The sequence below is a fragment of the Mesorhizobium argentiipisi (SeqCode) genome (assembly GCF_037179585.1).
Lineage (GTDB): Bacteria > Pseudomonadota > Alphaproteobacteria > Rhizobiales > Rhizobiaceae > Mesorhizobium > Mesorhizobium argentiipisi.
Genome location: NZ_JAPYKO010000015.1, coordinates 70477 through 85352, shown reverse-complemented (window position 1 = coordinate 85352; position 14876 = coordinate 70477). Strand labels below are relative to the sequence as shown.

Below are 14876 nucleotides of genomic sequence, written 5' to 3'. Positions count from 1 at the left end.
GCCTACCTCTCCCTGCGGCTGATCAGCACCCGCGCCGCCAGCACGATGATCAGGATCGCGCCATTGGCGGCCACCTGCCAGTCGGGCGGGATGTGCATGAAGGTCAAAAGCGGCGAGGCGGCCAAAGCCAGCGTCAGCGCGCCGATGACCGCGCCGATCGGCGAGACGCGCCCGCCCACGAACTCGCCGCCACCGAGAATGACGCCGGCGATCGACAGGAGCGTATAGCCATTGCCTATGTTGGCATCGGCCGACGTGGTGATGCCGATCAACGCCATGCCGGAAAGCACGCCGAACAGGCCGGTCAGCGCGAACAGCACGATCTTGGTCTTGAGCAGCGACCAGCCGGCGCGCCGCAGTGCCGCGGCGTTGCCGCCCGAGCCGCGCAGGATGACGCCATAGGACGTGCGCATCAGGCCGAAATGCACGACCGCGGCGATCAGCAGCGCGGCAAGGATCGGGAACGGGACGTAAGGCGGCTTGAACGACATGATCGACAGCAGCCAGTCCGGCGCCTTGCCGCCGGGCTTGGGCAGGATGAGGATGGCAAGCCCCTGCCAAACGAAGCTCATGCCGAGCGTCACCACGATCGAAGGCAAATTGCGCAGGTGGATCAGTGCGCCGAGCAATGAATAGACGCCGATCGAGCCGATGAGCACGAGAATGCCGATGAGCGGCGCCTCTCTCAGCCATGTCGCGGTGACGCAGCCGACGAAGCCGACGAACGTTCCGATGGACAGGTCGAGCTCGTTGCCGGCGATGACGAACATCTGCGCTATCGTCGCCAGCGCGATCGGGACCGCCAGGTTGAGCATCAGGTTGAAGCCGAAATAGCTGATGGCGCGCGGGTTGAGCCAAGCGATGGCCATCAGCACCAGCGCCAGCGACAAGGCCGGCAAAAGACCGCGCAGCGTGCGCGCCCTGGCCGCGCTGCCGCGCGGCGAGGCTTTCGGGAGCGTTCCGGGAGCGATCGCCGTCATCTCAGGCCGCATCGCCGAACGAGGACTGGATGATCTTTTCCTCCGTCAGCTCGTCGCGCCCAAGATTGGCGACGATCCGGCCGTTCTTGAAGACATAGACATGATCGCAATTGTCGAGCTCCTCGGTCTCGGTCGTGTACCAGAGGAAGGTGCGGCCCTTGGCGGCCTCCTCGCGCACGAGGTCGTAGACTTCGAGCTTGGTGCCGATGTCGACGCCGCGCATCGGATCGTCCATCAGCACGATCTCGGCGTCGGAGCCGAGCGCGCGGGCAAACAGCGCCTTCTGCTGGTTGCCCCCCGACAGCGAATAGATGTTGTTGTTCATGTCCGGCGTGCGGATGCCGATCTTCTTTTTCCAGAATTCGGCAAGCTCGGCCTCGCGCTGCGGCGAGATCAGCAACCCGTTGCGCAGGCGCGCCAGCGAGCGGATGCCGATATTCTGCCCGATCGACCATTGCGAAAAGATGCCGTCCGACTGACGGTCGCCGGCGACCAGCGCCACCGGCGCGGCAACCTCGATGCCGGCTTTGGCGCGGGATGCGGCCGAGAAGATCGCCAGCAAAAGATCCGTCTGGCCATGGCCGGCCAGCCCGGCAAGACCGATGATCTCGCCGGCGCGGGCGACAAGCTCCTTGTCGTCCTGCTGCCTGACCGGACGCGCGCGAACCCTGAGCGCGCCGCCCTCGGTTTTCCGGGCTTCGGCAGCGGCCTTCTGATGTCCCTCGGCGCCGCCCATGGCTGCGACCAGCCTGTCGCGGTCGAACGCGCTTGCGGCATCAGCCGCGACCACCTTGCCGTCGCGCATCACCACGATACGGTCGGCGTTCTGCAGCACCTCGCCCAGCACATGCGAGATCAGGATGCAGCTGCCTCCCGCCGCCACGAAGCGGCGCACGAAGGAAAGCAGTTGCCCCGCGGTGTGCGCATCGAGCGACGAGGTGGGCTCGTCGAGGATGACCAGATGCAGCGGCTCGCGGGTTAGGGTGAAGGCGCGCGCCACCTCGACCATCTGCCGCCGCCCGATCGAGAGGTCGCCGGCAATGTCGTCCGCCGAAATGCCGTGGCCGGGGAAGATCTCGTCGAGCTTGGCCCGTATGAGCTCGGCGGCCCTGCGCCGCCAGCCGAAGCCAGTGAGCGAGGGATGGTTGATGCGCGTGTTCTCGGCGACGCCGAGATTGGGGCAGAGCGACAGTTCCTGGAATACGCAGCGTATGCCGAGCTCCAGCGCGCGCGCCACCGAGTAGCTCGCCTCCTGAGTGCCGCGCACGGCGATCTGCCCGCCATCCGGCCGCAGCGTGCCGGCGACCATATGCATGAGCGTCGACTTGCCGGCGCCGTTATGGCCGACCAGCCCTACGCATTCGCCGGCGCCGACATGGAAGTCGACGCCGTTAAGCGCCCGAACGGCGCCGAAATGCTTTTCGGCGCCGTTGAGCCTGACGATATCCGCAATAGCCTGGAGCATCCTCAACTTTACCCAGTTGGCAATGCGAACCGCAATATGCCCACCGCTATTGCTTGATGTTGGCCTTGATGGCCGCGATAGCCTCTTCCTGCGTGTATTCGTGCGTGGCGACGCCGCCTTCCTTGATCTTCGGCAGCGCGGCCTCGAAATCGTCCTGGGTGAAGGCGAGATAGGGCACCAGCAGGTCGTGCGGGATGTCCTTGCGGCCGTCGAGCACCTGCTGCGCCACCCAGAAGGCCAGCGTCGACACGCCGGGCGCGATCGAGGCCGACCAGGTCTTGTAGCCGTCCTTCTCCTTCTGCTCCTTCCACCACTTCAACTCGTCCTGCCGGTTGCCCATGATGATGGTCGGACGCGGCTTGCCGGCGGCGGCGAAGGCCTGCGCGGCGCCATAGCCGTCACCGCCCTGGTCGACGATGCCGACGATGTCCGGCAGCGACGGCAGGATGGTCGCCACCGCCTTCTGTGCCGTGGTCTGGTCCCAGTCGCCCGTCACCGAACCGACGATCTTGAACTCGGGATGGGCGGCGACGCCTTCGAGGATGCCGGCATGGATGGCGTCGTCGATCGAGGTGCCGGCGAGCCCGCGGATTTCCAGCAGATTGCCGCCCTTGGGCTGGAACTTGGCCATCTGCTCGACTTCCTGCTTGCCCATATCCTTGAAGTCGACGACGACGCGATAGGCACAAGGCTCGGTCACGATACCGTCGAAGGAGACGACCACGATGCCGGCATCGCAGGCCTGCTTGATGGCGCCGTTGAGCGCATCCGGAGAGGCGGCGTTGATGACGATGGCGTCATAGCCCTGCAGGATCAGGTTCTGCACCTGGGCGGCCTGGGTCGGCACTTCCTTGTCGGCGGTGGTGAAGACATCGGCCGCGGCGACGATCTTGTCGTCGACCGCTTTCTTGGTGACGATCGCATAGCTGTCGAGCATCGCCTGGCGCCAGGAATTGCCGGCATAATTGTTGGAGAAGGCGATCTTCTTGCCGCTGGTGTCGGCAAGCGCGGTGCCCGAGGCGAGCATCGCCGCGAATGCACTCAATACGAGCAGTTTCTTCATGTCGGTTCCTCCCGAGGTTGCTGCTACTAACCGCGAATTCTCTGTTTTTTATCTATTGTCAGACAAATCTCAGAGGAACCGCAAGCTGTCAACTGCAAAGCATTGGCACTGCTCGATCAACTTGCGGTGCGACGATTGAAAAGACGGCGACTCCTGGTCTAGGAACGCGGCAGGAGGCCAATGCATGGCAGTGACGCCGACCGTTGCCAAAGGCGCGCCCGGAATTCCCGCGCGCTGGAAGTCAAGCGCAAAGACCGGCGTCGGAACCGCCCTCTCGGCAAAAAGCCCGCTCTGGTTCACCACCAGCCACGGCATCCTGAACGAAATCTACTATCCGCGCCTCGACAGCGCCTGCACGCGCGACCTGGGGCTGATCGTCACCGGCCCCGGCGGTTATTTTTCCGAAGAGAAGCGCGATGCGGCCCATACGGTCGAACCTTTCGAGGACGGGGTGCCCGGCTACCGGCTGACCAACATCGCCTCCGGCGGCACTTACCGGATCGAGAAGCATATCGTTACGGATTCAAACCGACCTGTCCTGCTGCAGGAAGTGCGTTTCAGCGCGATCAAGGGCTCGGGGGCCGACTATCGCGTCTACGCGCTGCTTGCGCCGCATCTCGTCAACGCCGGCATGGGCAACACGGCCTGGACCGGCGAGCACAAGGGACAGCGTTTTCTCTTCGCCACAGGGCGCGGCGTGTCGCTCGCGCTCGCCTCGTCCTTGCCCTGGGGCGCCTGCTCGGCCGGCTATGTCGGCTTTTCCGACGGCTGGCAGCAACTGCACGATAACGGCGCCCTCGATCCTTCCTGTCATACAGCCGAAAACGGCAATGTAGCTCTGACCGGCGAGATCGGCTTTTCGGCCGGCAGGACGGTTGCCTTGCTGGCGCTGGGCTTCGGCGCTTCGCCGGAGGAAGCCGCCGACCTTGCGCTTGCAAGCCTGCAACAGGGTTTCGAGCCGGCCGCGAAGACCTATGTCGAGACCTGGCGGACATTCCAGGCAGGGTTGGAAAAACTCGACCGCCGCGGCGCCGCCGGTTTGAACACCTACCGCGCCAGCACGGCGGTGCTGGCGACGCATCTGTCGATCGCGACACCGGGCGCCGCCGTCGCCAGCCTGTCGATCCCCTGGGGTTTCAACAAGGGCGACGACGATCTCGGCGGCTATCATCTCGTCTGGCCGCGCGACCTGGTCGAGACGGCGGGCGGCTTCCTGGCGGCCGGCGACGGCAGGCAGGCGCTGCAGATCCTCACCTATCTGCGTTCGATCCAGCAGCCGGACGGCCATTGGCCGCAAAATTGCTGGTCCGACGGCACCGCCTATTGGCCCGGCATCCAGATGGATGAATGCGCCTTTCCGCTGCTGCTCGCCGATGCCTTGCGCCGCGCCGGCCATCTGCCGAAGTCGAAGCTCGCCGAATTCCTGGCGATGATCGAGAACGCGGCCGCCTATGTCGTGCGCAACGGCCCCGTCACCGGCCAGGATCGCTGGGAAGAGGATGCCGGCTACAGCCCTTTCACACTGGCCGTCGAGATCGCCGCCTTACTTGCGGCGGCCGACATGCTCGACGCCAGCGGCAAGAATGAGCCGGCAAGCTATCTGCGCGAGATCGCCGATTGCTGGAACGACCAGATCGAGCGCTGGACCTATGTGACCGGCACGCAGGCAAGCACCAGGGCGGGAATCGAAGGCTACTATGTCCGCATCGCCCCGCCCGATGATGGCAGCGTTGCCTCGCCGAAGGACGGCTTCGTGCCGATCAAGAACCGGCCGCCGGGCGACAGCGACAAGCCGGCCGAGGCGATCATCAGCCCGGACGCCCTGGCGCTGGTCCGCTTTGGCCTGAGGGCCGCGGACGACCTGCGTATCCTCAACACCGTCAAGGCCATCGACGCCGAGCTGCGCTGCGACCTGCCGCAAGGCCCGCTCTGGTACCGCTACACCGGCGACGGCTATGGCGAGCACGAGGACGGCTCGCCTTTCGGCGGCACCGGCCGGGGCCGGCCGTGGCCGCTGCTCGCCGGCGAGCGCGCCCATTACGAGCTGGCCGCCGGCCGCAGGGACAGAGCGGCGCAGCTGCTTGAGACTTTCGAACGTTCGGCCGGCGTGGGCGGCCTCCTGCCGGAGCAGGTCTGGGATCGCCCGGACATGCCTGACCGCGAGCTGTGGCTGGGCAAACCGTCCGGCAGCGCCATGCCGCTGGTCTGGGCGCATGCCGAGCACATCAAGCTGTTGCGCTCGCTGCGCGACGGCGCCGTTTTCGACCTGCCGCCGCAAGGCGTCGAACGCTACATCAAGGGCAAGACGGTCTCGCCGCTGCGGATCTGGCGCTTCAACAACAAGATCCGCTCCATTCCGGCCGGCAAGGCGCTGCGCGTCGAATTGTCGGCGCCCGGTGTCGTCCATTGGAGCAGCGACAAATGGTTGACCGTGCAGGACAGCAAGACGGCCGAGAATGCGTTCGGCATTCATCTGGTGGATTTGCCCGTTGACCGCCTGCAGCCGGGAACCACCATCGTCTTCACTTTTTTCTGGCCCGGGGCGATGCGTTGGGAGAATGTCGACTTCAGCGTCGGCATTGACGCTCAATCGTGATCCGGCAGGGCCATTGGACTCTCCTCTCCTCAAGCAATCGGGATGAAACCATGCAGATCGGAATGATGGGACTGGGCAGAATGGGCGCCAATATGGTGCGGCGCCTGATGCGCGACGGCCATGAATGCGTCGTCTACGACATCAATTCGGCAAGCGTCGCCGGCATGGTCAAGGACGGCGCGGTGGGCGCCGCCTCGCTGGAGGAGTTCGTCGGCAAGCTCGCCAAGCCGCGCTGCGCCTGGCTGATGCTGCCGGCGGCGATCACCGGCAGGATCGTCGACCAGGTCGCGGCGCTGATGGAGCCGGGCGACATCATCATAGACGGCGGCAATTCCTATTATCACGACGCTGTCGACCAGGCTGCGAAGCTGGCGGTTAAGGGCATCAACTTCGTCGATGTCGGCACCAGCGGCGGCGTCTGGGGGCTGGAGCGGGGCTACTGCCTGATGATCGGCGGGCCTGACGAGGCGGTGAAGCATCTTGATTCGGTCTTCGCCACGCTGGCGCCGGGCGCCGATGCGGGCGCCAATCCGCCCAAGGATGCCGGCACGGCGCCCTTCGGTTATCTCCATTGCGGACCGAGCGGCGCCGGTCACTTCGTCAAGATGGTGCATAACGGCATCGAATATGGTGTGATGGCCGCCTATGCCGAGGGCATGAACATCCTGAAGTCGGCCAATGCCGGCAAAAGGCAGCGCACAGCCGACGCCGAAACCAGTCCGCTCGAAAACCCGCAATACTACCAGTTCGACATCGACCTGCCGCAGGTCGCCGAGGTCTGGCGGCACGGCAGCGTCATCGGCTCCTGGCTGCTCGATCTCACTGCCGGCGCGCTGAAGAACGACCCGTCACTTGCCCAGTTCGGCGGCCGCGTCTCCGATTCCGGCGAAGGCCGCTGGACGCTGAAGGCGGCGATCGACACCGGCGTCCCGGCGCCTGTGCTGTCCTCGGCGCTGTTCGACCGCTTCTCCTCGCAGGGCGAATCGCAATTCGCCGACAAGCTTCTGTCCGCCATGCGCTATGCCTTTGGCGGCCATGTCGAGAAGCCGAAGACCGGCGCGTGAGGGGAGAGACTGCATGAGCCAGGAGAGGTCCGACACACTGGTGCTTTTCGGAGCCACCGGCGACCTTGCGCATAAGAAGATTTTCCCGGCGCTCTACCAGATGGTCGCCAAGGGCACGCTGAGCGAGCCGGTGATCGGCGTCGCCTTCGATCCTTGGGAGCTCCCCAAATTGGTGGACCGTGCGCGCGACGGCATTCTCACCGCGCTGGGCGCGGTGGACGTCAAGGTCTTTTCCAAGCTCGCCTCGCTGCTGCGCTATGTCAGCGGCGACTACCGCGACGGCGCGACCTTCGAGAAGCTGAAGACGGCGCTGGGCTCCGCGCAGCGGCCGCTGCATTACATGGCCGTCCCCCCGACCATGTTCGAAACGGTCGTGCAAGGGTTGGAGCAGTCCAGCACCGCGCGCGGCGCGCGGCTGATGATCGAAAAACCGTTCGGCCACGACCTGCAGTCGGCGCGCTGGCTGAACCGGGTGCTGCATCTGGTGTTCGACGAGCAGTCGATCTTCCGCATCGACCATTATCTCGGCAAGGAAGCGATCCAGAACCTGCTCTATTTCCGCTTCGCCAACTCCTTCCTCGAGCCGATCTGGAACCGCAATTTCGTCGAGAGCGTGCAGATCACCATGGCCGAGGATTTCGGCGTCGAGGGCCGCGGCAAATTCTACGACGATGTCGGCTGCATCCGCGATGTGATCGAGAACCACCTGCTCAACATCCTGCTGCTTCTGGCCATGGAGCCGCCGGTCGGCCGCTCGGCCGACGACCTCATCGACGAGAAGGTGCAGGTGCTGCGCGCCATCCGCACGCTGACCAAGGACGATGTCGTGCGCGGCCAGTTCGACGGCTATCTGGCCGAGCCGGGCGTGCGGCCGAACTCGCCGGTCGAGACCTTCGCCGCAGTGCGCTTCTTCGTCGACACCTGGCGCTGGCAGGACGTGCCTTTCTTCATCCGCGCCGGCAAGAACATGCCGGTGCACGCCACCGAGGTGATCGTGCGGCTGAAGCGGCCCCCGCTCGATGTCTTCGATCCGATCAAGCCGGGCGACGCCAATTATGTGCGCTTCCGCATCGACCCGCAGGTGGCGATCTCGATCGGCGCCCAGCGCAAGGTCGCAGGCGACGACATGATCGGCGAGCAGGTGGAGCTGACCGCGCTCGACGACACCAAGGGCGACATGCCGCCCTATGAGCGGCTGATCGGCGACGCCATGAACGGCAATGGCCAGCTCTTCACCCGTCAGGACGCGGCCGAGCTTGCCTGGCGCATCGTCGGTCCGGTGCTCGGCGACACTACGCCGCCGGCGATCTATGCGCCCAAGACCTGGGGGCCGGCCGATGCCATGAAAGGTTTCGGTCCACCGAACGGCTGGATCAATCCGGCCAAGTAACTTCCGGGGAGGACGGAATGGCGAAGGCAGCAAAGAAAGCTGCGGTAAGCAGCGATCCGATCGTGCTCACCGTCGATGTCGGCGGCTCGCATGTGAAGATCCTCACCAGCGCAGGCGGCGAGATGCGCCGCGTCGCGTCCGGACCGAGCCTGACCCCGGACCAGGTCGTCTCGTCGGTCAAGAAACTGGCCGAGGGCCTGGACTACGACGTCATCTCGATGGGTTATCCCGGCCCCGTGCGCGACAACAAGCCCTCGCTCGATCCCTTCAATCTCGGCAAGGGCTGGAACGGCTATGATTTCACCGCCGCTTTCGGCAAGCCGGTGAAGCTCGTCAACGACGCGCTGATGCAGGCCATCGGCAGCTATGACGGCGGCCGCATGCTGTTCCTCGGCCTCGGAACCGGCCTGGGCGCCGCCATGATCATCAAGAATGTCGGCCAGCCCATGGAGCTCGCTCATCTGCCCTACAAGAAGGGAGCGACTTTCGAGGATTACGTCGGCGAACGCGGCCTGGTGAAGCACGGGAAGAAGAAGTGGCGCAAATACGTTTTCGACGTCGTCGACAGGCTTCGCGCCGCCTTGCAGCCGGATTATGTCGTGATCGGTGGCGGCAATGTCGACAAGCTCGATGAATTGCCTGAAAAATCCCGGCGCGGCGACAACACTCGCGCTTTCGAGGGTGGATTTCGTCTATGGCGCGACAAGGCGCTGATCGTCTGATATTGTTACATTCCAGTATAATTGTTCAAAACAGCGTGTATTGACGCGATAAAACGTTGCGTTGGGCAGATTTGCCGACTAGGAATTCGCCGGCCTGCGGCCCCTGCGGCATTCCGAATTCGCCAACAACGCTCGCAGCGCATCGATATTACACACCGCGAAAACCGGATCGGTTCCGCGGCCTTGCGGCAGAAATGGAGGGACTACGTGGACGAGGACACCAGCACAGCCAAGGAAGTCGATCTGCTCGAGCTCACCGCTCACATCGTATCGGCCTATGTCGCGAAAAACCGCCTGCCCGCTTCGGACCTGGGCGGACTGATCGCCAGCGTCGCCTCATCGATCGGCGGGATCAGCCGGCCGGCGGAACCCGCGGCACCCCCGCCGGTCCCCGCCGTCAATCCCAGGCGCTCGGTGACACCGGATTACATCATCTGTCTCGAGGACGGGAAGAAGTTCAAATCGCTGAAGCGCCATATCGGCGTGCATTTCGGCCTGACGCCCGAAGCCTACCGCACCAAATGGGGCTTGCCGGTGGACTATCCGATGGTTGCTCCCAACTATGCGGCCTCGCGCTCGCAGCTCGCTAAGTCGATCGGCCTCGGCCGCAAGGCCGAACCGGAACCGGTGAAGCCCGCCAAGGGCAGGAAGGCCAAGGCGACGGCCTGAAATAACGCGACTGCACCAATGGTTTAAGCAAGCCTGCCGAGGAATCCGCCTTGGCAGGCTTCCTGCTTTTATGGCTTGGATATCGCCACCAGAGCAATTCCAGGAAAAGTGCAAAGCGGTTAGGCTCGGCGCCTTCGCCGTAACCTTCCGTCCGGAATTGCGTAAAAACAGAGAAATGGAGCGGTTTGCCGTGTCCGCGAGACGGCAAGATGCTCCACTGGGGGAGATGGCCATGAACTACGCCAGGATGGTGATCGAGAAGGAAGCGCCGGAGGAATATGGCTACGGCCGCATCCGCTACAATCTCTCCGAAAGCTCGATCGCCGACCAGAAACTCTCCGACATCGGCCTCGCGCTGCCGGACCTCACCTTGTTCTATGGCGAGCATCGCGGCGACAAGGATCTGCGGGCGCTGATCGCCGCGCAGGACAAGGGCCTTTCTCCCGGCGAGGTGCTGGTGACCGCTGGGGCGGCCGGCGCGCTGTTCATCATCGCCACCGCGCTTCTGTCGGCCGGCGACCATCTCGTGGTCGTGCGGCCGAACTACGCCACCAACATCGAGACGCCGAAAGCGATCGGCTGCGCCATCTCCTATGTTGATCTCGATTTCGATCAGGGCTTCGCTCTCGATATCGAGCGCGTCAGCGCAGAGCTGCGGCCGAACACCAGACTGATCAGCGTCACCTGCCCGCACAACCCGACCGGCACGATGATGACACGCGCCGACCTCGACACGCTGGTCGCGCTTGCCGAGAGCCGCAAATGCCGCCTGCTGGTCGACGAGACCTATCGCGACCTCTCCTACGGCGCCCGGTTGCCGCCGGCGGCCTCGCTCAGCCCCGCCGCCATCAGCGTCTGCTCGCTGTCCAAGGCCTTCGGCATTCCGGGCATCCGCATCGGCTGGCTGGTGACCCGCGATCCGCAACTGCAGGAAACTTTCCTCGCCGCCAAGGAGCAGATCGGCATCTGCGGCAGCGTCATCGACGAGGCGATCGCCCGCGCCACGCTCGAACGCCGTGATGCCTTCCTCGCCTCGCTGCTCCCCGAAATGGCCAGGCGCCGCGACATCGTGCAGGACTGGATCGACGGCGAGCCGCTGGTCGACTGGGTGCGGCCGCAAGGCGGCGTCGTCGGCTTCCCGCGGCTCAACGTCGATGCCGGCTTCGACCTCGACAAATTCTACACGAGGCTGCTGGAGCAGCACAGCACCTATGTCGGTCCCGGCCACTGGTTCGAGATGCCGAAGCGCTTCTTCCGCCTCGGTTTCGGCTGGCCGACGGAAGCGGAGTTGCGCGGCGGGCTCAAGGCCATCTCGGCCGCATTGAGAGGCTGAACGCCCCCCACCAGAGCAGGGAATTTCGATTTTTCTTAGACCCAGCCCGGATTTTTTGCGCGCATGGCAAGATGAACTGGGCTAAAGGGTTGCGGCCGGACCAGCGCCCACCGTGGAAGTGCCCCGCCGGCCATCGTCGCATAGGGGCCCTCGAACCATGACCGTCGAAGCAACGTCACCAGACCAGCGCTACGCCGCGTTCAGGCACCGCCCGTTCCTCAGCTACTGGACGGCGCGCTTCCTCACGACCTTCGCCACCATGATCGTCTCGGTCGCCGTCGGCTGGCAGGTCTATGACCTGACCCGCGATCCGTTCGACCTCGGCATTGTCGGCATCGTCCAGTTCCTGCCCTCGCTGCTCCTGGTCCTGGTCACCGGCGTCGTCGCCGACCGCTACGGCCGCCGCCTGATCATGACGCTCGCGACCCTGGTCGAGGCCGGTTGCGCCTTGGCCCTGCTGCTTCTGACGCTGCGCGGCCTGACCAGCCCGCTGCCGATCTTCCTCGTGCTGGTCATGTTCGGCATAGCCCGCGCCTTTTACGGACCGGCTTCGTCCTCGTTGTTCGCCAATCTCGTGCCGCAGGAAGATTTCGCCAATGCGATAGCCTGGAATTCGTCGGCCTGGCAGACGGCGACCATCGTCGGCCCGGTCGCCGGCGGCCTGCTCTACGGCGTGTCGGCGGAAGTCGCCTACGCCACCGCAGCGGTCCTCATGCTCGCCGCCGGGCTGCTCATCTTCACCATCCCGAAACCCGCCCAGCAGACGGCCACCGACAAGCCGACGATGCAGACGCTGTTTGCCGGCTTCGGCTAGATCTGGGGCGAGAAGATCGTGCTCGGCGCGATCTCGCTCGACCTGTTCGCCGTGCTCCTGTCGGGCGCCTCGGCGCTGCTCCCGGTCTATGCGCGCGATATCCTCGAGCTCGGCCCCTGGGGCCTTGGCCTGCTGCGCTCGGCGCCCGGCATCGGCGCTATCTGCGTCGCCGTCTGGCTTGCCGGTCACCCGATCCGCAACCACGCCGGCAAGATCATGCTGGGCTTCGTCGCTCTGTTCGGCGCCTTCACCGTGCTGTTCGGCGTCTCGACCATTACCTGGCTGTCGATCGCGGCACTTGCCCTGCTCGGCGCCACCGACATGTTCAGCGTCTACATCCGCGAGACGCTGATCCAGCTCTGGACGCCGGACGAGGTGCGCGGCCGCGTCAACGCCGTCAACCAGGTCTTCGTCGGCGCCTCCAACGAGGTCGGTGAATTCCGCGCCGGCACCATGGCGGCGCTGATCGGCACGGTTCCCGCCGTGGTGATCGGCGGCATCGGCGCCATCGCCGTCGCCGGCTTATGGGCCTATCTGTTCCCGGCGCTGCGGCAGGTGCGGCATCTCAACAGCCGGAATTGACTGAGTTCTGAATCCAAGCCGCTGGATCCGACGTTCGGGCCAATCACGCTGCGCCGTCGACCAGCGAGGTAGGGTCGGAAGCTGTTTCTACTCCGAAAAGCTCACGCTGACGCCCCGCTGCCGAAAATAGGCCTGCATCAACTTGCGGCCGGCGCGGTTGTTCTGCACCAGCTTGGCCGGATCGAACACCGCCTGTTTCTTCCCCTCCCGCGCCAGCGCTGCCTTGAGTGCCGCGATATGCGCATCGAGGTCGGCATTGTCCGCTCGCAGTGAGGCATAGATATTTTCGGTCGCCTCGGCCAAGGTCAGTTCGCTCACAGGTGTCTTCCTTTAATTGATCGGGCGGCGGCTTAGCACAGATTCGCGGCTCCGCCGAGACCGCCGAGACTGCCCGCTGATCGGTACCGCGCGGCGGTGATCGGCGGCATTGCAGGGCTATGGTCCCGGCGCTGCGGCCAGGTCGCCCCTGAACAGCCGCCACCGATCGGGCGGCGGTCATAAGCGGCAGGATCAACGGCCCCGGGGATCGGCAAGGGCCGAGATGGGCCGGTTGCGGACGGTCCGGTTATGGGAGCCGTCGCTGGAAAGCTGCCATTCCGCGTCCTGTCTCATTAAAGCAAAGTTTGCCTCGTCAGCTTCCGCCCTATTTCGGTCTGATCTACTCCTAAAACGTCCTCGATGCAGACAGGTGAGCGACATCATCTCCTCTGGTGGCGCATCGCAGTCGAGACAGTCATGATAACCTCATTGGCGAAAGTTAGTCCGCATCTTCCTCTTGGCCGTTAACAGGCTCGGGAGCCGGAGCGCTGAAAGTCACCCCGTCTACGCGATGCACGCGAAAGCTCTCGGGAATAGGCACGATCCGCGTCCTTGGCGGAGGCTCCGGCGGAAGCCAATCCGACCATAGGTCAGAATCGCCCGATGGTGGCGGCTCATTCGCCGGTTCGACTATCGAACCTACCACAGACGCCAAGCCAAGAAGTGCGATGTTCCGCCCACCGGGATGTTGCGCAGATCCATAAATTATCGCATCGATCGTGCGCTTGCCACGAGCGAACTCGAATTCGCGGTTCGAAAGATACTCCGCTACTGCTTGCGTTGGTACGTAGTCCAAGTGGACATCGTCCGGGAGGATCGGACGAGCAATCTCGTTCATGAAGCCCGTCATAAACAACCACTGCGCAGCTCGTTTCCGGGCCTTGGCCGCAAATGGGTCATATGCTTTCGGCCTGGCACCAAACAACGTGGTGTCCAACACGCAGATAGGCTCAGTGATGCGGAATTCGGCAACGGCTACAAGTTCGCCGACACTGGGTCTAAGCTCTGCTATGCAGGTGTCGGCATCATAGGCACCGTAGAACGCCGAAATACCCGACGGGTTCAGGCGGCCTGGCTTTCGCATTCGCTCTGGCGGCGGCCCCAGTTTCCCAGGGAGGTCCGCCTTAATCTCCTCGCGCTTGGCAGGCTCGTTGGCAACCCTCGCGCGGACGAAGCTAGACCCTTGCCCGTCAGGGACTATCATGTAGACCGGCCCTGAACTATTCATGTCTCGCTGCTGGTGCACATCCTCAAAGATCCGCCGTAGCAGGTCCTCTGCTTCAGTATTGAAGAACCGGCGTTGGTGCATCAGACTGGTCTTAAATGCCGACCAAAGCTGGTTGTGCTCGCTTAGCCCAGTCTGCTCTCTCGAGTACCGATATTCACTGTCGTAAAATGCTTCTTCACCGTCGGGCGGCCAATAACTGTCTGCCTCGATGAGTTCGGCGATTAAACCATCAATAACTCTTGTGTCGTCGGCACCTGTTAAGTCGAGTAGCGTGTCTTCAAGGTCAGTTCCCGTAGTTTCGATATATCTATCGTAATAGGCGTCGTACGGTCCGCCCACGAAATTCTCTCTAAATACTGGGTCAACTATGGCGGCAACTGCCGCAATCGGAATTCCCTTTTTCGTAGAGTGGAAATCGCAAGAGACTCCGTTAGGAAAAGATCGCCTCTCCTCCTGGATCCGCCTCTTCAATCCGCTTGCGGAAAAGCAATCAGGGCAGACGTTCAAGTTCTTCTCCGGAGTCGATAACAATCGTTCTGGTCACAGATCCCGCGAGCCCAGCGATCGGTGATCCCCAAACCGTCCATGACTGCCACTTTTTTGCTCGAACGAAGTTGCAGAATGCCTAATTGGGCTGGGTGCAGCTTGCAAG

The 14876-nt window shown here is 63.9% G+C and carries 11 protein-coding genes and 1 pseudogene; 7 read left to right on the top strand and 5 right to left on the bottom strand.

Going from position 1 to position 14876, the window contains the following annotated elements; genetic code table 11:
* Nucleotides 1-2: 2 nt before the first annotated feature.
* From O7A05_RS20755 to O7A05_RS20745, 3 genes are read right to left on the bottom strand one after another with little or no spacing between them, the layout of a single operon-like run.
* Nucleotides 3-980 (bottom strand): ABC transporter permease, encoded by a 978-nt coding sequence (locus tag O7A05_RS20755; protein ID WP_337094830.1) that lies wholly within the window; start codon nt 978-980, stop codon nt 3-5.
* A 1-nt stretch (nt 981) separates the two neighbouring features.
* The gene (locus tag O7A05_RS20750) at nt 982-2445 is read right to left on the bottom strand and encodes a sugar ABC transporter ATP-binding protein (RefSeq protein ID WP_337094829.1); all 1464 of its coding nucleotides are present in this window, start codon (nt 2443-2445) and stop codon (nt 982-984) included.
* 46 nt (nt 2446-2491) lie between these two features.
* A complete protein-coding gene (locus O7A05_RS20745) occupies nt 2492-3508 on the bottom strand; it encodes an ABC transporter substrate-binding protein (protein WP_337094828.1) in 1017 nt (338 codons plus the stop codon).
* Between the two features lie 184 nt (nt 3509-3692).
* Between O7A05_RS20745 and O7A05_RS20740 the strand changes: the two genes are divergently transcribed.
* The 7 genes and pseudogenes from O7A05_RS20740 (at nt 3693) to O7A05_RS20710 (ending at nt 12678) form a co-directional block, all read left to right on the top strand.
* Nucleotides 3693-6104: a glucan 1,4-alpha-glucosidase gene (locus tag O7A05_RS20740; protein ID WP_337094827.1), complete on the top strand. Its 2412-nt coding sequence runs from the start codon at nt 3693-3695 to the stop codon at nt 6102-6104.
* A 50-nt stretch (nt 6105-6154) separates the two neighbouring features.
* Nucleotides 6155-7168, top strand: coding sequence for a phosphogluconate dehydrogenase (NAD(+)-dependent, decarboxylating) (gene gnd, locus O7A05_RS20735; RefSeq protein ID WP_337094826.1), 1014 nt, complete (start codon nt 6155-6157; stop codon nt 7166-7168).
* A gap of 13 nt (nt 7169-7181) precedes the next feature.
* Nucleotides 7182-8558 (top strand): glucose-6-phosphate dehydrogenase, encoded by a 1377-nt coding sequence (gene zwf / locus O7A05_RS20730; RefSeq protein ID WP_337094825.1) that lies wholly within the window; start codon nt 7182-7184, stop codon nt 8556-8558.
* 17 nt (nt 8559-8575) lie between these two features.
* Nucleotides 8576-9280, top strand: coding sequence for an ROK family protein (locus tag O7A05_RS20725; RefSeq protein ID WP_337094824.1), 705 nt, complete (start codon nt 8576-8578; stop codon nt 9278-9280).
* A gap of 207 nt (nt 9281-9487) precedes the next feature.
* Complete coding sequence (locus O7A05_RS20720; protein WP_337094823.1) at nt 9488-9949, top strand: Ros/MucR family transcriptional regulator; 462 nt, start codon at nt 9488-9490, stop codon at nt 9947-9949.
* Nucleotides 9950-10181: 232 nt separating this feature from the next.
* Nucleotides 10182-11282 (top strand): aminotransferase class I/II-fold pyridoxal phosphate-dependent enzyme, encoded by a 1101-nt coding sequence (locus O7A05_RS20715; protein ID WP_337094822.1) that lies wholly within the window; start codon nt 10182-10184, stop codon nt 11280-11282.
* Between the two features lie 157 nt (nt 11283-11439).
* A pseudogene (locus tag O7A05_RS20710) lies at nt 11440-12678 on the top strand (MFS transporter).
* A gap of 87 nt (nt 12679-12765) precedes the next feature.
* On the opposite strand, the gene O7A05_RS20705 reads toward O7A05_RS20710, so the two are convergent.
* Both O7A05_RS20705 and O7A05_RS20700 read right to left on the bottom strand, forming a co-directional pair.
* Nucleotides 12766-12996 carry a hypothetical protein gene (locus O7A05_RS20705; protein WP_217574228.1) on the bottom strand — a complete coding sequence of 77 codons (231 nt, stop codon included), beginning with the start codon at nt 12994-12996 and terminating at the stop codon, nt 12766-12768.
* A 439-nt stretch (nt 12997-13435) separates the two neighbouring features.
* A complete protein-coding gene (locus O7A05_RS20700; RefSeq protein WP_224712207.1) occupies nt 13436-14731 on the bottom strand; it encodes an RES family NAD+ phosphorylase in 1296 nt (431 codons plus the stop codon).
* Nucleotides 14732-14876: the final 145 nt, after the last annotated feature.

Bases quoted from the DNA above. Each gene is read 5' to 3' on its own strand.
- O7A05_RS20755 (WP_337094830.1), bottom strand. From the start codon at position 980: ATGACGGCGATCGCTCCCGGAACGCTCCCGAAAGCCTCGCCGCGCGGC.
- O7A05_RS20750 (WP_337094829.1), bottom strand. From the start codon at position 2,445: ATGCTCCAGGCTATTGCGGATATCGTCAGGCTCAACGGCGCCGAAAAG.
- O7A05_RS20745 (WP_337094828.1), bottom strand. From the start codon at position 3,508: ATGAAGAAACTGCTCGTATTGAGTGCATTCGCGGCGATGCTCGCCTCG.
- O7A05_RS20740 (WP_337094827.1), top strand. From the start codon at position 3,693: ATGGCAGTGACGCCGACCGTTGCCAAAGGCGCGCCCGGAATTCCCGCG.
- gnd (WP_337094826.1), top strand. From the start codon at position 6,155: ATGCAGATCGGAATGATGGGACTGGGCAGAATGGGCGCCAATATGGTG.
- zwf (WP_337094825.1), top strand. From the start codon at position 7,182: ATGAGCCAGGAGAGGTCCGACACACTGGTGCTTTTCGGAGCCACCGGC.
- O7A05_RS20725 (WP_337094824.1), top strand. From the start codon at position 8,576: ATGGCGAAGGCAGCAAAGAAAGCTGCGGTAAGCAGCGATCCGATCGTG.
- O7A05_RS20715 (WP_337094822.1), top strand. From the start codon at position 10,182: ATGAACTACGCCAGGATGGTGATCGAGAAGGAAGCGCCGGAGGAATAT.